Origin of the sequence: Rasiella sp. SM2506, from assembly GCF_050859505.1 — a bacterium.
In the GTDB taxonomy this organism is placed as follows: domain Bacteria; phylum Bacteroidota; class Bacteroidia; order Flavobacteriales; family Flavobacteriaceae; genus Marinirhabdus.
Window position 1 is genome coordinate 943247 of record NZ_CP193934.1, and the last position, 22741, is coordinate 965987.

The 22741-nt window shown below is 37.3% G+C and carries 20 protein-coding genes and 1 tRNA gene; 8 read left to right on the forward strand and 13 right to left on the reverse strand.

Going from position 1 to position 22741, the window contains the following annotated elements:
* Positions 1–101: 101 nt before the first annotated feature.
* Together ybeY and ACQ2HF_RS04325 are read right to left on the reverse strand one after the other, a co-directional pair.
* On the reverse strand, positions 102–518 hold the full coding sequence (ybeY, locus tag ACQ2HF_RS04320; RefSeq protein WP_432412295.1) for an rRNA maturation RNase YbeY: 417 nt from the start codon (positions 516–518) through the stop codon (positions 102–104).
* Positions 511–4002, reverse strand: a complete 3492-nt coding sequence (locus ACQ2HF_RS04325) for a DUF4175 family protein (RefSeq protein ID WP_432412296.1) — start codon at positions 4000–4002, stop codon at positions 511–513. The genes ybeY and ACQ2HF_RS04325 overlap by 8 nt, the downstream gene beginning before the upstream one ends.
* Positions 4003–4218: 216 nt before the next feature.
* On the opposite strand from ACQ2HF_RS04325, the gene ACQ2HF_RS04330 reads away from it, so the two are divergent.
* Complete coding sequence (locus ACQ2HF_RS04330; RefSeq protein WP_432412297.1) at positions 4219–5265, forward strand: alkane 1-monooxygenase; 1047 nt, start codon at positions 4219–4221, stop codon at positions 5263–5265.
* A gap of 74 nt (positions 5266–5339) precedes the next feature.
* On the opposite strand, the gene ACQ2HF_RS04335 is transcribed toward ACQ2HF_RS04330, so the two are convergent.
* The 3 genes from ACQ2HF_RS04335 to ACQ2HF_RS04345 form a co-directional block, all read right to left on the reverse strand.
* On the reverse strand, positions 5340–5714 hold the full coding sequence (locus ACQ2HF_RS04335; RefSeq protein WP_432412298.1) for a T9SS type A sorting domain-containing protein: 375 nt from the start codon (positions 5712–5714) through the stop codon (positions 5340–5342).
* Entirely contained in the window at positions 5689–6795 is a 1107-nt protein-coding gene (locus ACQ2HF_RS04340; RefSeq protein ID WP_432412299.1) for a hypothetical protein, read from the reverse strand. The genes ACQ2HF_RS04335 and ACQ2HF_RS04340 overlap by 26 nt, the downstream gene beginning before the upstream one ends.
* A gap of 91 nt (positions 6796–6886) precedes the next feature.
* Complete coding sequence (locus ACQ2HF_RS04345) at positions 6887–8395, reverse strand: T9SS type A sorting domain-containing protein (RefSeq protein ID WP_432412300.1); 1509 nt, start codon at positions 8393–8395, stop codon at positions 6887–6889.
* A 211-nt stretch (positions 8396–8606) separates the two neighbouring features.
* Here ACQ2HF_RS04345 and gltX point away from each other — a divergent pair, with 211 nt between their 5' ends.
* The gene (gene gltX, locus ACQ2HF_RS04350) at positions 8607–10118 is read left to right on the forward strand and encodes a glutamate--tRNA ligase (RefSeq protein WP_432412301.1); all 1512 of its coding nucleotides are present in this window, start codon (positions 8607–8609) and stop codon (positions 10116–10118) included.
* Between the two features lie 27 nt (positions 10119–10145).
* Here gltX and ACQ2HF_RS04355 read toward each other — a convergent pair whose 3' ends face one another.
* Entirely contained in the window at positions 10146–10823 is a 678-nt protein-coding gene (locus ACQ2HF_RS04355) for a hypothetical protein (RefSeq protein ID WP_432412302.1), read from the reverse strand.
* Between the two features lie 77 nt (positions 10824–10900).
* Between ACQ2HF_RS04355 and ACQ2HF_RS04360 the strand changes: the two genes are divergently transcribed.
* Positions 10901–11890, forward strand: a complete 990-nt coding sequence (locus ACQ2HF_RS04360) for an SPFH domain-containing protein (protein WP_432412303.1) — start codon at positions 10901–10903, stop codon at positions 11888–11890.
* A gap of 171 nt (positions 11891–12061) precedes the next feature.
* Here the strand turns inward: ACQ2HF_RS04360 and ACQ2HF_RS04365 are convergent, their stop codons facing one another.
* The 4 genes from ACQ2HF_RS04365 to ACQ2HF_RS04380 all read right to left on the reverse strand — a co-directional run bounded on the left by ACQ2HF_RS04365 (position 12062) and on the right by ACQ2HF_RS04380 (position 14988).
* Entirely contained in the window at positions 12062–12307 is a 246-nt protein-coding gene (locus tag ACQ2HF_RS04365) for a DUF6327 family protein (RefSeq protein WP_432412304.1), read from the reverse strand.
* The gene (locus ACQ2HF_RS04370; RefSeq protein WP_432412305.1) at positions 12304–12741 is read right to left on the reverse strand and encodes a phage holin family protein; all 438 of its coding nucleotides are present in this window, start codon (positions 12739–12741) and stop codon (positions 12304–12306) included. The genes ACQ2HF_RS04365 and ACQ2HF_RS04370 overlap by 4 nt, the downstream gene beginning before the upstream one ends.
* Before the next feature lie 2 nt (positions 12742–12743).
* Positions 12744–13121 carry a YtxH domain-containing protein gene (locus ACQ2HF_RS04375; protein WP_432412306.1) on the reverse strand — a complete coding sequence of 126 codons (378 nt, stop codon included), beginning with the start codon at positions 13119–13121 and terminating at the stop codon, positions 12744–12746.
* Positions 13122–13308: 187 nt separating this feature from the next.
* Positions 13309–14988 (reverse strand): glutamine--tRNA ligase/YqeY domain fusion protein, encoded by a 1680-nt coding sequence (locus ACQ2HF_RS04380; RefSeq protein WP_432412307.1) that lies wholly within the window; start codon positions 14986–14988, stop codon positions 13309–13311.
* Between the two features lie 200 nt (positions 14989–15188).
* On the opposite strand from ACQ2HF_RS04380, the gene folB reads away from it, so the two are divergent.
* The gene (gene folB / locus ACQ2HF_RS04385) at positions 15189–15560 is read left to right on the forward strand and encodes a dihydroneopterin aldolase (protein WP_432412308.1); all 372 of its coding nucleotides are present in this window, start codon (positions 15189–15191) and stop codon (positions 15558–15560) included.
* Between the two features lie 166 nt (positions 15561–15726).
* Positions 15727–15797: transfer RNA gene (locus ACQ2HF_RS04390), tRNA-Cys, on the forward strand.
* Positions 15798–15934: 137 nt separating this feature from the next.
* Here the strand turns inward: ACQ2HF_RS04390 and ACQ2HF_RS04395 are convergent.
* The 3 genes from ACQ2HF_RS04395 to ACQ2HF_RS04405 all read right to left on the reverse strand — a co-directional run bounded on the left by ACQ2HF_RS04395 (position 15935) and on the right by ACQ2HF_RS04405 (position 20117).
* Positions 15935–16660, reverse strand: coding sequence for a LysE family translocator (locus ACQ2HF_RS04395; protein ID WP_432412309.1), 726 nt, complete (start codon positions 16658–16660; stop codon positions 15935–15937).
* 33 nt (positions 16661–16693) lie between these two features.
* Positions 16694–17374: a head GIN domain-containing protein gene (locus ACQ2HF_RS04400; protein WP_432412310.1), complete on the reverse strand. Its 681-nt coding sequence runs from the start codon at positions 17372–17374 to the stop codon at positions 16694–16696.
* Positions 17375–17882: 508 nt separating this feature from the next.
* Positions 17883–20117 carry a ribonuclease R family protein gene (locus ACQ2HF_RS04405; RefSeq protein ID WP_432412311.1) on the reverse strand — a complete coding sequence of 745 codons (2235 nt, stop codon included), beginning with the start codon at positions 20115–20117 and terminating at the stop codon, positions 17883–17885.
* Positions 20118–20218: 101 nt separating this feature from the next.
* Between ACQ2HF_RS04405 and ACQ2HF_RS04410 the strand changes: the two genes are divergently transcribed.
* The 3 genes from ACQ2HF_RS04410 (at position 20219) to ACQ2HF_RS04420 (ending at position 22642) form a co-directional block, all read left to right on the forward strand.
* Entirely contained in the window at positions 20219–20458 is a 240-nt protein-coding gene (locus ACQ2HF_RS04410) for a DUF2007 domain-containing protein (RefSeq protein ID WP_432412312.1), read from the forward strand.
* 727 nt (positions 20459–21185) lie between these two features.
* Positions 21186–21617 (forward strand): ribose 5-phosphate isomerase B, encoded by a 432-nt coding sequence (gene rpiB, locus ACQ2HF_RS04415; RefSeq protein ID WP_432412313.1) that lies wholly within the window; start codon positions 21186–21188, stop codon positions 21615–21617.
* Positions 21618–21730: 113 nt separating this feature from the next.
* Positions 21731–22642, forward strand: a complete 912-nt coding sequence (locus tag ACQ2HF_RS04420; protein WP_432412314.1) for a cation diffusion facilitator family transporter — start codon at positions 21731–21733, stop codon at positions 22640–22642.
* Positions 22643–22741: the final 99 nt, after the last annotated feature.

Consider the following 22741-nt stretch of genomic DNA (forward strand, 5'->3'; position numbering starts at 1 on the left):
TGTTCCACGTGAAACAATCACGTTGGATTTTAAGTTGGCAAAGATACGTAAATATCTAACAACCAATAAGTTAAATGCATAATTTCTTGAATATCAGCAATCTAGACAAAGTCCCTTCTCCGCAATGCAGTATTTTCCTCATTTCGCATCGCTTTGGCGTCTTGTTCAGACTTATCTTTTAAACCACAAAAGTGGAGAATTCCATGGATAAGGACGCGATGCAATTCGTTCGTGAATCCCGTCTCATATTCCTTTGCATTCTCAGCTACGCGTTCGGTGGAAATATAAATTTCTCCATTTACCAACGTCCCTAAAGAATTGTCGAAACTAATAATATCTGTGAGCGTGTCGTGATTAAGAAATTGTATGTTCAGTTTTAGAAGATATTCATCGTCACAAAAAATATACGCAATCTCACCTTCCTCAAAATCACGTGCTTTAATTTCGGCAGAGATCCAACTGGAAATTTCTTTTTCCTGGGTTAGCTCGAAATCATTTTCAGAATAAAACTCAATCATTATCTTGTTTAAAATAGTCTTGAACACGTTCCTTGTAGATAGGTTTCAACGGGAGTGCTTCTCGGTTTAAAATTTCAGTTGTATTAAAATACTTTTTAACTTCTTCAGGGTTGGTGCGTAGTGAATTTGTAAATTGCTTTTTATTGGTAGTAGATTCTCGACGGCTCTCTTGACCCTGCTCAAAATCTGCTTTGTCCAATTTAAGTAATTCATATTGAAGATTCAACATTTTTTCTAAGGTTCGTTCATTAAATCCTTTGTCCAATAACTGCTGCTCTACCTGTTCCATTTGGCGCAATAAATTGCCTCCAGCGCCCTTTAAGCCCTCTTTACTTAACTTATCTTCTAACTGTTGGCGCAATTGCTGTTGTTGTTTGTAAATCTCGTACAGCTCTCCATTTAAATCTTCGTTATACCCGTCACCATCACCATTTTCGCCATCTCCGTTTTTATTTCCTTTTCCGTTGCCACCACCTTCGCCAGTACCATCTCCTTCTTCTTTTCCGTCCTTCCCTTGCCCCTCACCAGAGCGACCATTTTCTCCTTGAGAGCCACTGGATTCGCCAGATTGACCTTCTCCACTTTCACCTTTGCCGCTTTCGCCTTTGTTTCCTTCCCCTTCTTTACCACTTTCGCCCTCACCTTTTTTCTTACCCATTCCTTCTTTCATCTTTTCCCCTAAACTCTCCTGCTTCTTAATAATATCTGGCAACTGGAAGCCTTTTCCTTCGCCTTCTCCCTGTCCCTGGCCTTTTCCCTTGCCTTGGCCCTGGCCTTGACCCATAGATTGCATTTGGTTTTGCATACTATTTAAAGCATCGCTCAATAAAATAGCCAACTCATTTGCTCCAGTTACGGTGTATTGCTGGTTGCTTAACCCTTGTCTCATTTCGTTTTCGGCCAACCGTTCTAACGATTTTTCCAGATTATACTGAACATCTGTTAATGTAGAGTTTATCGTTTCGCTAATCATAGGATTACGCAATGATAACGAAAAAATACTATCGTCTATATGCTGAAAATTAAGTTTTAAATCGTTTTGGGTATTCAGTTTTTTTCCGAAAACAGGGTTGCCATAATCTGTTATTTTAAAATCTTCCATCACCGCTTCCTGCTCGAACGAAAACACCACAAGATTATCTAAAATTTGACGTAGCATTTCAGCATCTTCTTCCATACTTTCGCCCGAAGAAGCCTGCATCTGCATTTGCATTTGCTGTCCCATCTGCTTCATTTTCTGACCCGCTTTCTTTTGGTTTTGTTTGGCATCCTGCTTTTTTTGCTGGCTTAAATTCTCAGTAGCTTTTTCCTGTTCTTTCTGTATGTCTTCTTCCTGCTTTTCTTCGTTTGGGATATCCATTGGATCTTTAAGGCCTTCATTTTCCTTCTGAAGTTCATCCATTTGTTTTTGATACTCCTCAAATTTTTTATTTAGTTCTTCTTGCTTCTCTTTGGTGTTTTCGTCCTCGGGAACTTCTGCTAGTTTTTCTTGCGCTTCTCCTAGTTTGTAAATTTCTTCCGCAAGTTTTTCAGCTTTTTTAGTAACATAATATCTTTTGGTAAGCTCCAGCAATTGCTCCAAATTCTTTTCTTGATTTTTATTTTGCCTGGAAAGTTTCTCTAACTTTTCAGTCAACTCTTCCTTATTAATTTTTTCTTGCAGTTTTTCCAGCTCTTTTAACAGCTTTTCATTTTCTTCTAAACGTTCTTGATTTTCGTCCAAACGTTTTTCTAGTTGTTCTTTAAAAGGATCCTTTTCTTCATTCTCTGGCTGAAAGTTCTCCAAATTTTCTTTAAGTTCTTCGGAAAATTTCTTCATCATATCCTCTTGTTGCTTTTGCCGCTTGATGAAATTTTCTAGTTTCTTTTTATCGTTATAGTTAAGGTCCTTTTTCTCTTTCTGAAGTTTTGAAAGCTCCTCCAATGTTTTTTCCTGATCTTTTAAATCCTGCAGGGTTTTGTCCATTCCTTTAATGGATTTATCCTGATTTTGTAATTGCTCGTTCTCCTCTTCATCTTTTGTAAGCTTCCTAAAAGAATAAATTCCAGATTTACTGGACTTATATTTATGAATGGCATCATTGTCAAAAACTTCAAAATAATACTCGTATGCCATACCATCTTCTAGTGGAAATTCTCCAGGAAACGTGTATACAAATTGATCGACTGTAGTTTTATTAACGGGAAGTATTTCGGTCTTTTTAGAGTCCTCTTCGCCAATTGGAAAGTATACAAGGCGCAATTTACTTAGACCATAATCATCGCTCACACGACCCAGAAAATACGTGGTCTGGCTATCTGTACTGTCTTGCTTGGATTGTACTTCAATTTCCGGGTAGGCATCACGAACAACACCCAATGTAAAGGAAAGGTTTTCGTATTCTTTTAGAAAGTCATTTGAGGTGGTGATGGCATAATCCAATTTTCTGTATACCCCTTTATTATATGTAAATTCCTGTTTCTTTTCAGTAAAAAAGTAGGTACTGTCCTTCATTTTAAGGTGTACTTCTTTTGTGTTTTTGGTATTCACTTTCCACGTAACTCTTGTGCCTTCGGGAATGGTAGCATTTCCTGTACTTTTTAAGGTTTCATCACGCTTTCCCGTATACGACGGATAGTCAAGCACCATTTCAAAAGCTACTAAAGAGGGCGTTTTTACTACCTCCAAGAGGTACGGCTTACTTTTTACTTTATTTGCCGCTAAGCTAAAATTTATAGGGTCTATGGGTTGTTCAAAAGTGTGTTCAAAAACCCCAGGGGCATTTTGTTTTAGGTAATACGTCTCGTCGTTATAAACAATACTTGCATTTTCTGGAATTGCTTTGCCTTCAGTTCTAATTTGCAAGGTGAAGGGTTTGTTTTCAACTGCAGTAAGAGTATCGTTAACCACATAAAATGTAAATGGCGCTGGTGGTTCGTAAGCGGTTTCGTAATTCACCACACGGTTATAACTACTGCTGAAGGTATCTTTTTCACCAAAAAGACTGAAGAGTATAAAAATGACAACAGGAATCGCGGCATACTTTAAATACTTAGCGTTCTTATTAAAATTTACTGCCGTGGAAAAAGGAACGGGCTGTAGCTCACCTGCTTTTTGGTCTATACTTGCTGCGAGGAGTTCACTTTCACGGTAGTTTTGATTTAACTGAATAACATTGAGTAACTTATCACTTACATTCGGAAAGTGATTCCCAATAATATTTGCCGCTTCTTCCTGTGAAATTCCGTTTTGTAATTTGAAAAGTTTTGCGAGTGGAAATGCAATAAACCGTACAAAAAGTCCGAACTCTACAACTACGAACGTCCAGAATAAAACCGTACGCCCCAATGGGCTTAGCCAAAGAAAATATTCAACGAGCAGGGTTATAAGAAGATATAGCAATCCAATAGCAAAAAATAGAATGGCACCCTTGATCAACTCATTGGTATAATATTTTTTTATAAATTGTTCCAGCTTTTGCTGAATGATGCTAAATGTGCTCATGTAATAAAATATATGGTATATAATAAAGCAATATGTCAGGCTGAGCGCAGGCGAAGACTAATTAATATATCAGAAGTAAAATGCACTTCGACTGCGCTCAGTGTGACATTCGTAATAAAATACGTAAAGTGTCTTATTTCTATTACTGTAAACTTCTAAAATACAACTTTATTTTGTTTACAAACCTATCAAAAATAAGTCCAAAACAATGACCTTATGAAAGACTTAAAATATCTAGCCGCGTATTCCATTCCCTTGGCGGCTATTCTTGGACTTTTTCTGAAAGGAAACTGGGCTTTTTTTACACCAATTTTTGCCTTTGTCATTATTCCAATCTTTGAGTTGCTTTTACCTGTTAAAACTGAAAATCTGAATGCAGAAGAAGTTACGATAAAACTAAAAAATCCTTTTTTCGATCTGTTGTTGTATCTTAATCTACCATTAGTATTTGGTATTGTAGGATGGTTTTTGTGGAGCCTTAGCTGGTTTGAGTATTCTACGGCCGAGTTGGTTGGTTTAACAATTTCTGTAGGAATTGCCGTGGGCGGCAACGGTATAAATGTGGCCCACGAACTTGGACATCGTAAAACACGCTGGGAAAAGATACTAGCAAAAATTTTATTGATTCCTGCTTTATATATGCACTTTTACGTAGAGCACAATTATGGCCATCATCTAAATGCTGCCACTGCCGAAGACCCTGCAAGTGCACGTTACAATCAAACCGTATATTCATTTTGGTTTACGTCTATGTTTCGGCAATACGCAAGTGCCTGGAAAATACAATTAGATTTACTGAAACGTGCCAACAAAACCTTTTTCAGCATTCAGAATGATATGTTGTTTTATACCATCATTCAGCTATTGTATTTAGGAATTATTGCTTACTTACTGGGACCTTTTGCCGCTGGCATCGCAATAGGCATAGGCATTACCAGCGCTATTTTGTTAGAAACCATTAATTATATTGAACATTATGGTCTAAGCCGCAACAAAACAAAAAGTGGTCGTTATGAGCGTGTGAGTGAAGTTCATTCCTGGAACAGCAACCACGTGATGGGTCGTGTAATCCTTTACGAACTCACCCGGCATAGTGACCATCATTTTAAGTCTACCAAAAAGTACCAAACCTTAGAATATCATGATATAAGTCCGCAAATGCCTTTTGGGTATCCTACTTCTATGCTATTGTCTTTGGTGCCACCCTTATGGTTTGCGATTATGAATAAGCGGATTCCGTTGGAGATGAGACCCGCTGGATAAATTCCAAGCTCAAAAAAACAAACCCGCCTGCCTCTTATATTTTAAATATGTGGCGGGCAGGTCCCAAAAAAAGCTTATTCTACAACTATTCTAACGGATTCAGAAATACCTTCCGCATAAATTTCAACTAGATAAACTCCAGCTTTTAGGTTTTCGTCCACCGCAACAGTGTTGGTATTGAAATAGTCTACTGTAACAATTTGTCTTCCTAAAAGATCGACAATGTTAACGGTAATGCGTGGTTGGCTTTCAGTAAAAGAGATGTTGAAGATTCCTTTGTTTGGGTTGGGGTAGAGTTTGAATAAATGACTTTTTTCAAAATTGATAGTACTCAAAACAGAGCCATCATCATAAATAGAAACTTTTCCTCTAGAACTGTTATTAATATAACTTGATTGCCCGTTGCCAATTCTAGTTCCCGCTTCATTCAAGGCGATTTTGTATCCCAATCCGCCTAAGGTCGTGTTTTTTTTGGTGCCAATCCCCACCGTCGAATGTATAAAGACTTGCAGAATCAATATCTGCAATAGCGATGGTACTCCCATCACCACTTAGCTCTAAAGAACCGCCAAAGTAGAAACTTTCTGAAGTACCCGTAATAGGCGTTCCAATTAAACTCCATTGATCATTCTCAAATTGAAAAATTCGAACCTGTCCCTTCTCGTTATTTTGATCATAATTATAAGCACCAACTGCAAGAATACTTCCGTCATTATTTAGGTTAATAGAACAGCCTGCTTCTGGTGGGAATAAGCCCAATCTATCCCCTGGATTCTCTCCAAAAATAGCTCCGCCTACCTGTTGCCAAATATTGTTTTGTAATGTAAGTGTCCGAACTTTGCCTGCAAACATTGTGCTCTCGCTATTTATTGGTTCTGCAACCGCAATTACGGTACCATTCGCTGCAATAGACACAGACATTGTAGTGCCATCTGGACTATTAATATCTTGCCCTATTTGAACCCAGTCCGTCCCTTGCAGTTCATAAACACGAGCATATCCATTCTCTACAGTTACGGGATTAATTTTCGTTGCGCTAACGATAATTCGATCTCCAGCGGCAGTTATGTCGACACTCGCACCAAGTTTATCGTTTTCATTATCTCCCAGGATTGTTTGCCCTAATTGAATCCAACTCCCATTTTGAAGCTCAAAAACACGCACAGCTCCTTCATTGGGAACATTTACATTAGAAAAAGGATTCCCAAAAACAAATCTGTTTCCTTCTGCATTTAGACGTACATTTCCAATATTTCCTGAATTAGCTGTGCCAAATACTCCCGGCACAGTTTGTCCAATTTGAGACCAACTACCCTCTGTAAATTCATAAACCTGAACTTCTCCGCTGTCATCATTATCTCGATCCCCATTAAAACTAGCAATTCTATTTCCTGATGCATTTAAAGAAACATCGGCCCCATAAAAATCCCCTTCGGTAGGTCCAATTATATCTGTCCCAACCTGCACCCATTGTGCAAAGCTTAGTGTTGAAACAAGTAGAAAAATATATAGAAACGCTAATTTTTTCATCTTTAAATTTTTTGCGAAGATATTAAATACATTGATTAGCTATTACCTAAGAGAAGTGGTTTCTAAAAGAAATAAAAGCCGCCAATGTTATTTATTCTATTAAAATTCTAACGGTTTCTGAAACACTATTTGCTAAGATTTCAACCAAATAAACACCTGTTTTCAAATTTCCATTTACTTTAATTGTATTGGTCTTAAAATAATCTATATTAACTACTTGTCTTCCTAAAAGATCGACAATGTTAACAGTTACGCGCTGTTGAATTTCAGTAAAAGAGATGTTGAAGATTCCTTTGTTTGGGTTAGGGAAGACAACAAATTGTGAGAACGCCTCACTAGGTCCAGAGACCGAAAGAATGTTCTCATTTTTAAAAACCTTAGCTTGCCCTGAACTATCTCCGTTGGCATCTGAAAAAGGGGCTCCTATAACCACAAGATTTCCCAAGCTATTCATTGCAACTCCCATACCGGCCTGATCTTCATTATTTTCGCCATAGATTGAATTATCAACTTGTTCCCAATTCCCATTTATATATCGAAATATTCTTACAATACCCTTTTGAAGATCGGTTGGATTATTTGCCCTACCACCAGCAACCAAAATAGTTCCTTCTGAATTTAAGTCGACCGAAACTCCCAATGCTTCAAAATCTTCCCCTAGTATTTCTGTGCCTAACTGTGTCCAATTAGCCCCGTTCAATTCAAAAACCTTAACCTGTCCAGAAAAAGGTTTAATTCCATTGTGCAATCTTGCTCCTATGGCTATTCTAGTTCCAGAAGTATTCAAGTTTATTGCTTCTCCAAACCCATCCAATTCAGCTTCCCCTACAATGTCTTCTCCTACCTGCTGCCATGTTGCGCCTTGCAACTCAAACATTCGGACTATTCCATTACCTGATCCCAAACTCGGACTGTTGTTCTTGGCGAAACCAACAGCTATCATATTTCCTATGCCATTAATTGCTACGTCTGATCCTCCAGCGAAATATTCTGTTTCACCTTCAATATCATTTCCTAACTGAGTCCAATTGGCTCCGTCATATTCATAAACTCTGGCTTGACCTGAACCGGTTCCATTATCACTATTTCCGCTACTGCCTATAATAATTCTTGTTCCATCATTGTTTATAGATACAGACCATCCTGATAAATCTTGACTATTTTCACCCTCAATTGTACTGCCTAATTGTACCCAAGCTGTTCCATTAAATTCAAAAACTCGTGTAGCGCCTGGAATAATTAAACCATTTACATAGAACGGAGCACCAACAACAAGTCTTGTTCCTGTAGCGCTTAAGTCAATATCCCAGCCAAATTTTTCGCCAAAACTCCCCGTTGTTTCTCCTAAAAGGTCACTTCCTAGTTGTTGCCAGGTATTATTCTGAAGCTGATAAACCTTTACTTGTCCATTCTCGAATCCAGCAAAGTCATTAAGGCGGGCTCCTACAGCAATTATATTTCCTGTTTCGTTCATGGCCACTGTTTTTCCAAATTCATCTGAAGTCGCATCTCCCAAAAAAGTCGTTCCAATTTGTGCCCATTGAGAATTACACGTGATTGTAATTGACACAAATAAAAGTATAAGTAGTGTGTTTCTCATTAAATTTAGTTTAGGTTAATTTGCAATTTAAGCAACAACAATTATTCCAAAAATATCTCTCTTTCGCTGTAAAAGATACGAATTGGTTCAAAATAATCATTAACAGTTTCTGTACCTTTGCTGCCTATTTAAAGTGCTGAAATTTTAATAAGTTTCTCGCCGAAGTTTATCCTGAGGTAACTCGAAGGGCGGGAAAGAAAAAATATAATTTATGTCTCAAAAAGTTCGCGTACGTTTTGCTCCTAGTCCAACCGGTCCTTTACATATTGGTGGAGTTCGGACAGCTTTATTCAACTATTTATTTGCCAAGAAACACGGTGGTGATTTTATTATTAGAATTGAAGATACCGACCAAAGCCGCTACGTCGAGGGTGCCGAAGACTATATTATTGAAGCCTTAAACTGGTTGAATATGCAAGCAGACGAAGGTCCCGTTTCTGGCGGCAATTTTGGTCCCTACAGACAAAGTGAGCGCAAGGGTTTATACCGAAATTATGCAGATCAACTCCTGAATAGTGGTAATGCATATTACGCTTTTGATACTTCCGAAGCACTGGATGCGCATAGAAAACAACACGAAGAAGAAGGTAAAACATTTATCTATAATTGGCACAACCGTCTCAAACTAGATAACTCCTTGGCCCTTTCTGAAACTGAAGTAAGGGCAAAATTAGACGCTGGCGAAGACTATGTTATCCGTTTTAAAACACCACAAGACGAGACCTTACCACTAACTGATATGGTGCGAGGTACTATGCAGATTGATACGAATGTATTAGATGATAAAGTGCTCTTCAAAAGCGACGGCATGCCAACCTATCACCTGGCAAATATTGTAGATGATCATTTAATGGAAATTAGCCACGTAATTCGTGGGGAAGAATGGTTGCCTTCACTGGCACTACACATATTGTTATACCGCGCTTTTGGTTGGGATGCCCCACAATTTGCGCACCTCCCCTTATTAATGAAGCCTGTGGGTAAAGGAAAACTAAGCAAGCGAGATGGTGATAAAATGGGCTTTCCTGTATTTCCGCTAGAGTGGAAAACAGCAGAGGGCGATACTTTCTCAGGCTACCGAGAAGATGGTTATTTACCTGAAGCCGTTCTAAATATGCTCGCCTTTTTAGGCTGGAACCCTGGAACGGAACAGGAAATTTTCAGCCTGGCAGAATTAACCGCTGCTTTTGAATTGGAACGCGTAAACAAATCGGGGGCAAAGTTCGATCCTGAAAAAACAAAGTGGTTCCAACATCACTACTTACAGGAGATGGACGAAGGGGTTTTGACAGCTCAGTTTAAAAAGTTTTTAGACGAGAAAGGTGTTTCGCACTCCGTTGATGTTTCAGTTATTGTTCCTCTATTGAAAGAGCGCGCTACCTTTGTGCAAGATCTTTGGGAACAGGGCAGTTTCTTCTTTGAGGCACCTTCAACCTATGACGAAAAAGCATCCAAAAAAGCCTTTAAAGAAGATACTTTGGAACTACTTCAGAAAGTTGTGGAGCTATTAAATGCTACGGAAGACTTTTCAGCAACAAATATTTCAGACAATATAAAAGGGTGGATTACCAGCAACGAAATTAGTTTTGGTAAAGTAATGATGCCTTTACGACTAGCTTTGGTGGGCGAAATGAAAGGCCCGGATGTGTTTGAGATTATTTCAATTTTAGGGAAAAAAGAGGCGGTTGCCCGTGTTGACGCGGCGGTTGTTTTTATGGCGTAATAACTTGTTTTTAAAAAGGTCTGAAACCTAAAAATAAACGACCGCCATTAGTACAATGGTCGAGCTATTTCCTTTGAAGGGATCGCCAGAAGGATTTTCCAGATTTTGGTCGTTCAGTTTATTAAACATATTGGTAACCCCATATTGATATTGTGCACTTAGCCTAAAACTTTCCAAACCTACGGTAGCTCCACCCATTACGTGAAAATTTATTGGACTTATGTCTTCAATATCTTGAGCCCGCAGCGTTGTATATCCGTCCAGAATATAATTTTCTAACCGCTCGCTATCTACTTTCATATTCCCGTTTACATTCAGGATTGGTCCAAATTCTATACTAAAATGATGCTTTACAATATTATAACTCCCTAGAAAATTAAGCTGCACATTGGGAATTGTATAGGTGATAAATTGTTTCTCAAAAGGTGAGTTGGCCAGATTAGACCCTAAAACCCCAACTTTATTACTAAAAAAAGTTAATCCATAAATAAGATCAAAATCATTTCTAAAAGACCCTCTCGTAGTAAACCCGGCAGCAAAACCCGTTTGTCGCTCGGTCACAAAATTGGAGGTATTAATGTCGAATAAAGAGACTCCTCCTTGTATACCTATGCGATTGTAATCGTTATAATTCCGTTGAGCTAGGACCGATGTAGCGAGTAAGACTGTAACAGCAAGGAAAAGGAATGTTTTTAAACGCGTCATGAGGATGTAATTTTGAAACCAAAAATAGCTTTATTTTCGTATCTTGAACGGAATATATTAACTAATATTTTTACATCATGAATGTAGCGCTTATTTTATTGTTTCCCCTTGGGATTATTATTTTCTTCTTATTACTTTCCTCTTTTTTTGTAGTAAAGCAACAAACAGCAGCACTTATTGAAAACTTCGGAAAGTTTAGCAGCATTAGGACTTCTGGACTTCAATTCAAAATTCCGGTCGTGCAACGCATTTCAGGACGGGTGAATTTAAAAATTCAGCAACTGGATGTACTTGTTGAAACAAAAACGAAAGACGACGTATTCGTAAAGCTGAAAATTTCGGTACAATTTCAAATAATTCGTGAAAAGGTGTATGAAGCTTTTTATAAACTTCAGAACCCGCACGATCAAATTACATCGTATGTCTTTGACGTGGTACGTGCCGAAGTTCCTAAAATGAAACTGGACGATGTTTTTGAACGTAAAGATGATATTGCCATCGCCGTAAAGTCTGAACTGAACGAAGCGATGAGCGACTACGGGTACGACATTATAAAAACTCTGGTTACCGATATTGACCCAGATGTACAAGTAAAAGCAGCAATGAACCGAATTAACGCTGCTGAACGTGAAAAAGTTGCCGCAGAATACGAAGCAGAAGCAGAGCGTATTAAAATAGTTGCAAAAGCTCGTGCAGAAGCCGAAAGCAAGCGTTTACAAGGACAAGGTATTGCAGACCAGCGTCGTGAAATTGCTCGCGGACTAGAAGAAAGTGTGGACGTATTAAACAATGTAGGAATTAATTCCCAAGAAGCTAGTGCGTTAATTGTTGTAACACAACATTACGATACATTACAAAGTATTGGGGAAGCAACCAATACCAATTTAATTTTACTTCCTAATTCTCCCCAGGCGGGAAGCAATATGTTGAACGATATGATTGCCAGTTTTGTAGCCAGCAACCAGATTGGAGAAGAGATGAAAAAGACCAACGCTGCTAAAGGTATAGGTTCCAAAACCAGAAAGCGTACGCCACCACCAGAAAGAGATGAGGATGTACAGTACTAATCATCTTGTAAGGCAGTGATATAGTACACAGCATACTGAACCTAGTATATGTTTGGGGTCTCTAACTCGTGTGTGTTTAATATCATTTAATTCCTCCTATCGTTAATATGGCCGATAAAAAAAGCCCGATTTCTAATAGAAATCGGGCTTTTTTGTTTGGAATACACTTGCTTAGTACTCTTTATATTTTTGAAGCAATCTGCCTATCGCAAAAGAAGCTAAAGGCGTAAGTAGTTTAATTAGAACGGCACTGGTTGCAACGCCACCTAAAACTGCTGTGGCAATTTTACCAGGTGTTAAACTATCTTTAGCCTCGTTCAAGCTTAACTTTAATTCCTCTTTATCAATCTCGGATCGTAAATAGGCTCGTTTTATATCTTGATCCAGCTCTTCAAATGTCGTGTATTTTTTTTTCATGGTATCTCGTTTTCATTTGGCAGCTTCTTTTCATTGAAATCTTCAAAGGAAACATCATCATCAAACATATGCTCTTCTTTCTCTATATCTTCCACGACAAGCTCTGAAAATTTTGAAAGTATTGCTTTATCAATATGTTTTTTTCCGAAGAATAAAATTAGCAAAAACACTAATAAATAAACACCTGCTACGATAAAGAAACCGAATAACATACTATCTAAAATGCGTCCTAGCCACATAGCAATCCCGAAAGAAAAAAACATCAGGAACAGCATAAAGATACCTCCTAAAACCAACATATTGATTAAAGAAGTAGATAACTTCATGGCATGCTTAAAAAGGCGAAGTTTATAATACTCCGCCGAATTTTTAATGTATTCCTGCAGTTTGGTCCCCGATTCGCTCAGGTTTTCAGTTAGCATTTTAAAAGCCATACTTAGACAGTTGCTTTTTTCACAGTAGATTTTACTTTATCTAAAGTTGCGTCTTTTTGCAACTTAGCATTTTGTTTACGCAACGCTTCTAGTTTGTCTTCCATTGCCAATAAAATATCATCTGCTTTGTGACTTGCTGATGATAGGGTATCATCTAATTTTTGCTGAAAATTATACTTTGCTTTTTGAGCTTGCTCGGTTAAATTAGATTTTGTATCGTGGTATTGTTTGTTTAATTTTTTCTGAGCTTTTTTGCGCTCTTTGTCAATTTTACTTCGCGTATTAGATCCTTTGTCTGGAGCGTATAAAATACCTATTCCAGCACCTATTGCTGCTCCGGTTAGTAGTGCGAGTAAGGTTTGTCCTGTATTTGATGCCATGTTCGTTGTTTTTAAGTTATTATTTGTTGTTTCTAACAAAGATAGTTTAACAATCCTCTAAGCATTGTTAACAACCGGTTAATACCCAAATTACAAATGATAAAGATTTCTTAAAAACACTTAAACCCTGCCAAATTATCTTAAAGTTTTCAAAAAATAGAGGTCTTGTTTCTTAAAATTTAAGCTACTAACCGTCTATTTTTGTCCAAGAATCTCGGAGGGCCACCGTACGGTTAAAAACTATTTTATTTTCAGTTGAATCTTTATCCACAGTAAAATATCCCAATCGTTGAAATTGAACGGTATCTTCAGGTATAAGATTTGCCAAACTTGGCTCTGCATATCCCGTAATAATTTCTAAAGAATTAGGGTTAATAAACTCCATAAAATCTTTGTCTTTGTGCGTATCTGGTGAAGCTTCGGTAAACAAACGATCGTACAAACGTATTTCAACGGGTAGTGCGTGTGTAACAGATACCCAATGTAAGGTTCCTTTTACTTTGCGCAATGATGCTTCGGTACCACTACCACTTTTACTATCGGTATCGTAGGTGCAATGCACTTCAGTAATATTTCCGGCTTCATCTTTAATTGCTTTTTCAGCTTTAATAATATAGGCGTTCTTAAATCGTACTTCGCCGCCTAATTTCAGTCTGAAGAATTTTCGGTTGGCTTCCTCTTTAAAATCGTCTTGTTCAATATATATTTCACGTGAGAAAGGAACTTGTCTGCTTCCTGCAGCATCGTCTTCTGGATTATTTTCAGCTTCCAGCCATTCTTCTTCACCTTCAGGGTAGTTGGTAATTACCACTTTTAATGGATCCAGCACCGCCATCACACGGTCTGCTTTTTTGTTGAGATCTTCGCGAACGTTGTATTCTAAGTGCGAAACATCGATTAAATTCTCTCGCTTTCCAACGCCAATACTATCTACAAAATTTTTAATAGAAGCTGGGGTGTAACCTCTTCGGCGTAAGCCTGAGATGGTGGGCATCCTAGGATCGTCCCAGCCAGTTACCACACCTTCTTCTACCAGTTTTGCTAACTTTCTTTTGCTCACAACCGTATGACTTAGGTTTCTGCGGGCAAATTCTCTTTGCTTAGGGCGTAACGTCTCGCTGTCGTGCACTTGGTCCAAAAACCAATCGTACAGCTCTCTATGAGGTAGAAACTCTAACGTACAGAAACTATGGGACACTTGTTCTATGTAATCACTTTCGCCGTGCGTCCAATCGTACATAGGAAATATTTTCCAATCGGTACCGGTACGGTGGTGTGCTTTATGCAAAACGCGGTACATCACGGGATCTCGCATTAACATATTACTAGAGGTCATATCTATCTTAGCGCGTAATACGTGAGAACCTTCGGCTGCTTCGCCATTTTTCATTTTTTCGAAAAGCTCTAAACTTTCTTCTACAGGACGATTTCTGAAAGGACTTTCCTCTCCAGGCTCGTTAGGGGTTCCTTTTTGAGTTGCAATTTGTTCGGAAGTTTGCGAATCTACATACGCTTTACCTTCTTTTATAAACTGAACAGCCCAATCGTACAATTGCTGAAAGTAATCTGAAGCATAGCATTCCTTTGTCCATTCATACCCTAGCCAAAGAATATCTTTTTTAATGGCGTCTACAAATTCTTGTTCTTCTTTTGCCGGATTTGTATCGTCAAACCTAAGGTTTACAGGAGCATTGTAGCGCAATCCTAAGCCGAAGTTTAAGCAAATAGAAGAAGCGTGCCCAATGTGTAAATATCCATTAGGCTCCGGTGGAAAACGAAACTGTAGATCATCTTTTGAGTAAGATGCTTTTAAATCGTCTTCTATAATGTGTTCTATAAAGTTGAGTGGTTCCTTTTCTTCTGTCATGTTACAATGGTCTCCTCGAGCGCAGTCGAGAGGTTATTTTGATGTTCCCAAACTAAAAAGTTCTCGACTGCGCTCGACCGGACATCTAAAAGATATGCAAAGTTAATGAAAAACACACCCCAAGGTGCATTCCTCTCGCTTAAAATTAGCTCGTAGGATGCAAGAGGAAGGAATTTTCTATCTTTGTAAAAAGATCCTCTATGAGTACCATTCGCCTTAAAAACGTTCGCATTTTCACCAATCACGGTTGCTTGATTGAAGAAGAAAAAATTGGAAGTGATTATTTGGTAAACTTAACTGTGAAAGCCGATTTAAGCGAAGCTGCAAAAACAGATAGTCTTAATGATACTGTAGATTACGTACACCTGCAACATATCATTAAAACCGAAATGGCACAACGTAGTAAATTACTAGAACAAGTAGGGCAACGCATTATCGATCGCGTTTTTACTGAAATTCCGCTTGTTAGAAAAGCAAAAGTTTCAATTTCAAAACTGAATCCGCCTATTGGAGGTGATGTGGCGGAAGTTGTTGTAACTATGTCGGCTTCCGCTCCGCTCAGTACGAGTTAATAAATAGCTGTCAAAAAATCCTTATATTTTTTTTAGGACTTCCTTAAATTCGGTCTTTTAAATTCAGCAAGCTTATATCTAAACCTTAAAGGATGGTTTAATAAAATCAAAAAAGGATTAAGTTGTTTGCTTTTGTATTAAATTTCTATATTTGCCAATTCATACTGGCATCATGGCCGAGTGGCTAGGCAGAGGTCTGCAAAACCTTCTACAGCGGTTCGAATCCGCTTGATGCCTCAGAAAAAATCCCAACTCTTTCGAGTTGGGATTTTTAGTTTGACGTTATTAGGTATGTCCTTGATTGAGTGTCTTATAAAATTGTTTTCAGTAAAAAAATTTCTACTAAACACTTACTGGTTCACTGGGTAATTTCCTTACTGTGTCTCAATAATATCCTCTTCCAAAGGTGGAATAGGTTTGTCTATAAGTTCTTTTTTATCGGGAATGTTCTCTAAGCTTTTCTGAACTTGATTTGGAAATACGCCTTGAAACAACATAAAAACCCCAAAAACTATAATTAAAATACACACCCACTTTTTAGTTTTCACAGTAAATCTTGGAGTCATTTTGTTTTTTAGCTTTTTAGCTAAGGCAATTTTCAAAATATCTGTGGAGATAAAAACAATTAGCACTGTAATGATAAAAGACCAAACTCCACGTTCTGTTGCTTTATGAGCATTTGCAATAATAATCATTCCTACCCAACCAGCTAAGACGCCAAAGTTTACAAAATTTAGAAAAAATCCTTTTACAAAAAGGCTTCCTAAGTTCTTTTTAACCTCCAAAGCATGGTGATCTCTTACTATTTTATAGATATTCTTGGTAGTTCGTATGTAAGAAATAATCCCATAAGCCACTAATAAACCTCCTCCAAAGATGAGAAGTGCAGGGTCGTGTTTTACTCGTTCCAAAAGCTTTGTAGTACTGAAATAGGCAATAAGGATAAAAATGATATCTGCGAAAATAGCACCCGAATCAAAAGCAACTCCTGCTCTAAAACCTTTTGTAATACTGGTCTCAATAAGCGTAAAAAAAACAGGCCCTACAGCAAATGCCATAATGAACCCATAAAACGCTGCAAAGAGTAAACCGTCAAACATAGAAACGTAAATTTACAAAGATTTGCGGTTTTGTTACGGAGCTTCTTTGATTACTTTTACACGCCCGCCAAACAATTTTTTCTGGTCAATCACCTTTGGGTTTCCGTAGACAAACACGTCACCACCTGCTTTTATATTTATTTCGGCAAGCTCGCTTGCGCTAATGTTTGCTTCGCCTCCTGCTTTTATTTTAACTTTGGTAGTTTCGGTAGTAAGTTCTTTTCCGCTGGAAATGCCTCCTGTATTAATATTCAGGTCGTGTAATTTTGCAGTACCTTTTAACTGGAGCTTGCCGCCCGTAACGGCTTTTGAAACCAGTTCATTTACATCAACAGTAAGTTTTATCTCGCCGCCTTCTTGCACTCTCAATTTTAAGACGTCTCTTTTTATAGTTTGGTCGCTTCGTATTTGTGTGCCTTCATTGGCGTCAATAATTATCAAGTTTTTATAATACACCACCACAGCATTGTCACTTCCGCTAAATAATTTGGACGTTTCCATTCTAATTTTAAGAACCCCATCTTTGTTAATAAGGGAAATATCCTGAGCGTCTTCGCCTGTTAAAACAACTTTATTTTCTTCAGCAGGAATTAAGTTTACGTATATTAAATCGTAGACTTTTAGTTCGCTGAAGTCGCCAACATTTTTCTCGATAGATTCCTGGGCAATCATTGAAATGCTAGCAAAAAATAACACTGTGAAGATTCCTTTCATAATATTTTCTTTTAAAACATAAAGATACAATACGTTTGAATACCGATTCTTATTTCCATCGTATCTCAAGCGGAAATATTTTATGGAGTGTAGACTTATTATTAGTGATACTATTAAAAAATAAAATGATTGGATAACGTGTAAGAACTGAAATAGTACTTATCATAGCATCGGTGTTCAGTAATCGTTTTTATTTCTTTGTAGGTGCTGCATTTAACTTCAGCGTAAGCAGAGTAATGGCGTAGCGATAAAATTTTATAAGATTTACTAAATTATATTTTATACGACTTTTAATTTCGTTAACTATCTAAGCTATAAACTATATACGTTACTCTAATCCGTTTTTCAACAGAGTAACCTTGTATCTAATTTAAATATGGAAAACTTACTTAAATTCAGTTTGTGAATACTAATTACCAATCTTGTTTTATACTAACCTCAGGATATCCCTGGAATTAAAAATGGATGTCCAAATTAAATGTATAAAAATTTCAATAAAATCAGTCGGTTACCCCTTATAATGCCCTAACATCGTAAAATCTAAATGCTTCTTCACTAAATCGGCATTTTTTACTTTTACCATCACTTCATCCCCTAAGACGTAAGCGTTTTTGGTTTTTTGGCCTACTACGGCATAGTTTTCTTTGTCAAACTCGTAATGGTCGTCGTTTAAATCTTGTAGACGTGCCATTCCTTCACATTTATTGGAAACAATTTCTATATAGATTCCCCATTCGGTTACTCCAGAAATTACCCCTACAAATTCTTCGTCTTTATGATCCTGCATATACTTTACCTGCATGTATTTAATACTGTCACGCTCTGCATTGGTAGCGAGTATTTCCATTTCGGTACTGTGTCTACATTTGTCTTCGTAGGTTTCTTCTTTGGCGGTTTCTTTTTTATCCAGATAGCGTTGTAATAATCTATGCACCATTACATCTGGATAGCGACGGATAGGCGAAGTAAAGTGTGTGTAATAATCGAACGCCAGGCCGTAGTGCCCAATGTTATGGACGGTGTATTGTGCCTTACTCATGGTACGGATGGCAATGGTGTCGATCATATTTTGTTCTTTCTTGCCGTGTACATCCTTTAAGAGCTTGTTCATAGAGGCTGCGGTCGTTTTCCTATCACGTGTATCCATTTTATATCCAAACTGGCGGATAATGTTTTGCAGCGCTGCTATCTTCTCTTCATCCGGTTCGTCGTGCACTCGGTACACAAATGTTTTCTTTGGGCTTTGTTTTCCTATCACTTCGGCAACGCTACGGTTGGCGAGGAGCATAAATTCTTCAATCAACTTATTAGCATCTTTACTTTCTTTGAAATAAACGCCTTCCGGATTGCTTTTTTCATCCAAAATAAACTTCACTTCTAATTTATCAAAAGAAATAGCACCAGCGTGCATTCGTTTTTTACGAAGAATTTTTGCCAAACGATCCATTTCTACAATAGCCTGGGCAATAGGTTCCTCTATGGTATATTCTTTTCCAGTTATTGAAATATCTGCTGGAATATTTCTATGTTCTTTCCCAATCGAATCCCCAAATTGCATCTTGAGCGAACTCGTAGCCTCAATAATTTCCTGTGCTTCTTCATACGCAAATCGAGCGTCGGAATAGGTTACAGTTCTTCCAAACCATTTGTTAACTACTTCTGCTTTTTTATTGATTTCAAAGACTGCTGAAAAAGTATATTTTTCTTCATTTGGTCTTAAAGAACACGCATTGTTAGATAGAATCTCTGGTAACATAGGTACCACACGATCTACCAGATATACTGAAGTTGCTCTCTCGTATGCTTCATCATCGAGTACTGTGCCTGGTTTTACATAATGTGAAACATCGGCAATATGAATTCCTATTTCGTAGTTTCCATTTTTCATGACTTCAAAGCTCAACGCATCGTCAAAATCTTTTGCATCTTTTGGATCAATGGTAAACGTTAGGGTTTTTCGCATATCACGACGCTTTTTAATTTCGTCTTCGTGAATGCGGGTATCCAATTCATTGGCGTACTTTTCAACTTCATCTGGAAATTCGTACGGCAAACCGTATTGTGCCAGAATAGAATGGATTTCGGTATTGTGATCCCCTGGTTTTCCTAAAACTTTTAGTACAGTTCCTAATGGAGATTCAGAATTATTTTCCCAACCTTCCATTTTTACGAGTACTTTGTCTCCGTTTTCAGCTTTGTTTATTTTACTTATGGGTACAAAAAAGTCCGTATACATATTATACCCCTGGCATTCTACAAACGCAAATTTTTCTGAGATCTGGATAGTGCCCACAAATTCGGTTCGCTTGCGTTCAATCACTTTAGTGACTTCCCCTTCCATGCGTCCGCCACGTTTTCTATTGAAAACATAGACTTCTACAATGTCGCCATTTAAGGCTTTATTTAAGTTTTTGTTAGCTATTTTTATATCGTCTTCCAGATCTTCCACAATTACAAAACCACGTCCGCGGCCTGTAATATCCATTTTTCCAGTATAGTAATTTTTTGATGGGGTAAGTATATATTTTCCTCGTTCTATCTCCTGGATCTCTCCTTTTCCTTGTAGTTCTTTCAGTTTTTTTGTGATTTGGTTTCTGCTGTTAGGATCGTCAAGTCCTAGCTTTGCAGAAATTTGTTTGTAATTAAAGGGTTCCGAGTGGTTTTTCCTTAATATTCTTAAAATATCGTTACTCAATCCTTCTATTTTATTGTTTTTATTTCTCCGTTTGTTACGTTGCGGCATAGTTATTTCTTAAGATTCGTAAAAGTACTATTATTAACATAACCCTAGGGTTGCATTGTGAAAGATTTAGTACCTTGGTATACGTTCGATTTTTAAATTATATGAAAGACTATCAGCTTATTGCAATTTTCACGTATGCTAGTGAATATACGGTTTTGCAACATTTATTGCAACAGGCCGACTTGCGTTATGTTTTTCAGAACGAAACGATGATAAGCGTCCTTCCATTTCATAGCAATGCCGTTGGTGGTATCCGTCTTATGGTTCATAAGGATGATGCTTCGGAAGCAGCCGAAATTTTAAACAATTTAAATAATCCTTCCAGGTTGCACATTGTTTGAGTTTAGCTGAAATGTTTACCCCGGCCCTAAAGGGAGCATTTCAGAAGTAGATTCTAAATAATTTTACCTTAGAAACCCTACTCTTTAGAGCTAAGATAATCGCTTTCTTTTCTCAATAAAAACATTTATAAATATTTACAACTAACAATGAGGTTGAGTAATTCCGAACAGGTTCATAAGTATATGGAAGTAGACTTATCATACTTTTCAACAACTATATAATCATATTTTCTTTTTCTTTAAATATTTAAAAATTAAATGATGTTTATGATGGCATGTTAATAAGGGGTATAACTTTATGAAGGTTTGTTTTTAATTCAACTTGTTACCGTTTCTATACGGGTTGTTAACATACTTTTAAGAAGGTAGTTCTCTTTAGTATGAACGAATTACAAGATGCTATTAACAGCTGTTCATAACCCATGTTGACAACCTAATTTTAATAAGATTATTAAATTATTTTGTTTGAAAACTATCTTTTGATGCGCATAACTCTACTACAAATACACAAGTTATATTTTGTGGAATCCAATTAAAAAAACATATGGAAATTCCTTTCTGCCCCCGCAACTTTTTTTGTGCTTTTCGAACTATCAAATATCAACAATGTTATTAACTAAAATAACACCGTAGCGTTAAGAAAAGGTAAACATTGAATTTCAATTGTTTACTGAATAGAGTTTTAAAAACTGAAATACATAGTATCTTTGTCACAAAGATACCCACCATGAAAATAGCTATAGGAAACGACCATGCCGGACCCGATTATAAATTTGCAATTGTAAAATTATTAGAGTCTAGAAATATTGAAGTAACCAACTACGGTACCGATACACTGGACAGTGTAGACTACCCGGATTTTGCGAATCCTGTGGCAAAAGCGGTAAACGACGGTGATGTGGATTTTGGAATCTTAATCTGCGGAAGCGCAAATGGCGTAGCGATGGCGGCTAATAAATACCAGAAAGTACGCGCAGGTATTTGTTGGACCAAAGAAATTACTTCCTTAACCAGGCAACACAATAACGCCAATATTATTTGCATTCCAGCTAGATTCACTTCATTACAACAAGCTGTTGGCATGGTAGAAACCTTTCTCGACACCAAATTTGAAGGCGGCAGACACCAAAATCGTGTTGCAAAAATAGGCTGCTCTTAACTATTAGGTATTAAAGTACTTTGTACTTTAATTTTCTATTACTATTGAAGGTATTGTAACTACACAATGGATAATAAAAATAGATGCTGCTTAAGCGGAAGAACTAAATAATAATGGCACATTCGCATACTCATTCACACGACCATCCCGATCTAAAAGGAAGAAAACTTCTATTATCTATTGGGTTGAATATTATTATTACCATCGCACAGGTAATTGGTGGGCTTATTTCAGGAAGTCTTTCCTTATTAAGTGATGCGTTGCATAATTTTAGTGATGTACTTTCTCTTATAGTAAGCTATGTAGCAGATAGGTATTCTAAAAGAGCCGCTTCGTTCGACAAAACCTTCGGGTATAAACGTGCCGAAATTATTGCCGCTTTTGTAAATGCTTCTACCTTATTAATTGTTGCCGTGTATTTAATTTATGAGGCAGCCATGCGGTTTATGAATCCGCAGGAAATTGAAAGTGAACTGGTAATATGGTTGGCGCTGTTAGGAATCGTGGTCAATGGCTTAAGCGTTTTATTACTCAAAAAGGATTCCAAAGAAAATATGAATATGCGTTCGGCATATTTACATTTGTTAACGGATATGTCGGCCAGTGTTGCTGTATTGATAGGTGGTTTGTTGATGAAATATTTTAGTTGGTTTTGGGTAGACAGTGCACTCACCGTTTTAATTGCCGTCTATCTTATTTTTATGGGCTATGACTTGCTGAAAAGCAGCTTTAAAATATTAATGTTATTTACACCAGACGACATTCAACTTGAAAAATTAAGAGAAGCAATTTCCGAAGCTCCCGAAATTAAGAACGTGCACCACATGCACATTTGGCAACTCAATGAGAAAGAAACACATCTAGAGGCGCATATAGATTTTCACGAAGATATTACCCTGTCTCAATTTGATACCATATTAGATCAGGTTGAAGAGCGGTTGTATCATGATTTCGGAATAAACCACGTAAATATTCAGCCAGAGTTTAAGAAAGATGATGCAAAGGATATTGTGGTGCAGGACTAATTTTAGATAAACAGTTGCAGTAGGCAGTACTATATTGAAATGCATTAAAAAATTATAAAAAGTAGATCCAAAATGCTCCTTCCAAAATAAGGGAACAGC

Excerpts from the sequence above, each read along its gene's own strand:
- ybeY (WP_432412295.1), bottom strand. The coding sequence starts at position 518 with ATGATTGAGTTTTATTCTGAAAATGATTTCGAGCTAACCCAGGAAAAA.
- ACQ2HF_RS04325 (WP_432412296.1), bottom strand. The coding sequence starts at position 4,002 with ATGAGCACATTTAGCATCATTCAGCAAAAGCTGGAACAATTTATAAAA.
- ACQ2HF_RS04330 (WP_432412297.1), top strand. The coding sequence starts at position 4,219 with ATGAAAGACTTAAAATATCTAGCCGCGTATTCCATTCCCTTGGCGGCT.
- ACQ2HF_RS04340 (WP_432412299.1), bottom strand. The coding sequence starts at position 6,795 with ATGAAAAAATTAGCGTTTCTATATATTTTTCTACTTGTTTCAACACTA.
- ACQ2HF_RS04345 (WP_432412300.1), bottom strand. The coding sequence starts at position 8,395 with ATGAGAAACACACTACTTATACTTTTATTTGTGTCAATTACAATCACG.
- gltX (WP_432412301.1), top strand. The coding sequence starts at position 8,607 with ATGTCTCAAAAAGTTCGCGTACGTTTTGCTCCTAGTCCAACCGGTCCT.
- ACQ2HF_RS04355 (WP_432412302.1), bottom strand. The coding sequence starts at position 10,823 with ATGACGCGTTTAAAAACATTCCTTTTCCTTGCTGTTACAGTCTTACTC.
- ACQ2HF_RS04360 (WP_432412303.1), top strand. The coding sequence starts at position 10,901 with ATGAATGTAGCGCTTATTTTATTGTTTCCCCTTGGGATTATTATTTTC.
- ACQ2HF_RS04365 (WP_432412304.1), bottom strand. The coding sequence starts at position 12,307 with ATGAAAAAAAAATACACGACATTTGAAGAGCTGGATCAAGATATAAAA.
- ACQ2HF_RS04370 (WP_432412305.1), bottom strand. The coding sequence starts at position 12,741 with ATGGCTTTTAAAATGCTAACTGAAAACCTGAGCGAATCGGGGACCAAA.
- ACQ2HF_RS04375 (WP_432412306.1), bottom strand. The coding sequence starts at position 13,121 with ATGGCATCAAATACAGGACAAACCTTACTCGCACTACTAACCGGAGCA.
- ACQ2HF_RS04380 (WP_432412307.1), bottom strand. The coding sequence starts at position 14,988 with ATGACAGAAGAAAAGGAACCACTCAACTTTATAGAACACATTATAGAA.
- folB (WP_432412308.1), top strand. The coding sequence starts at position 15,189 with ATGAGTACCATTCGCCTTAAAAACGTTCGCATTTTCACCAATCACGGT.
- ACQ2HF_RS04395 (WP_432412309.1), bottom strand. The coding sequence starts at position 16,660 with ATGTTTGACGGTTTACTCTTTGCAGCGTTTTATGGGTTCATTATGGCA.
- ACQ2HF_RS04400 (WP_432412310.1), bottom strand. The coding sequence starts at position 17,374 with ATGAAAGGAATCTTCACAGTGTTATTTTTTGCTAGCATTTCAATGATT.
- ACQ2HF_RS04405 (WP_432412311.1), bottom strand. The coding sequence starts at position 20,117 with ATGCCGCAACGTAACAAACGGAGAAATAAAAACAATAAAATAGAAGGA.
- ACQ2HF_RS04410 (WP_432412312.1), top strand. The coding sequence starts at position 20,219 with ATGAAAGACTATCAGCTTATTGCAATTTTCACGTATGCTAGTGAATAT.
- rpiB (WP_432412313.1), top strand. The coding sequence starts at position 21,186 with ATGAAAATAGCTATAGGAAACGACCATGCCGGACCCGATTATAAATTT.
- ACQ2HF_RS04420 (WP_432412314.1), top strand. The coding sequence starts at position 21,731 with ATGGCACATTCGCATACTCATTCACACGACCATCCCGATCTAAAAGGA.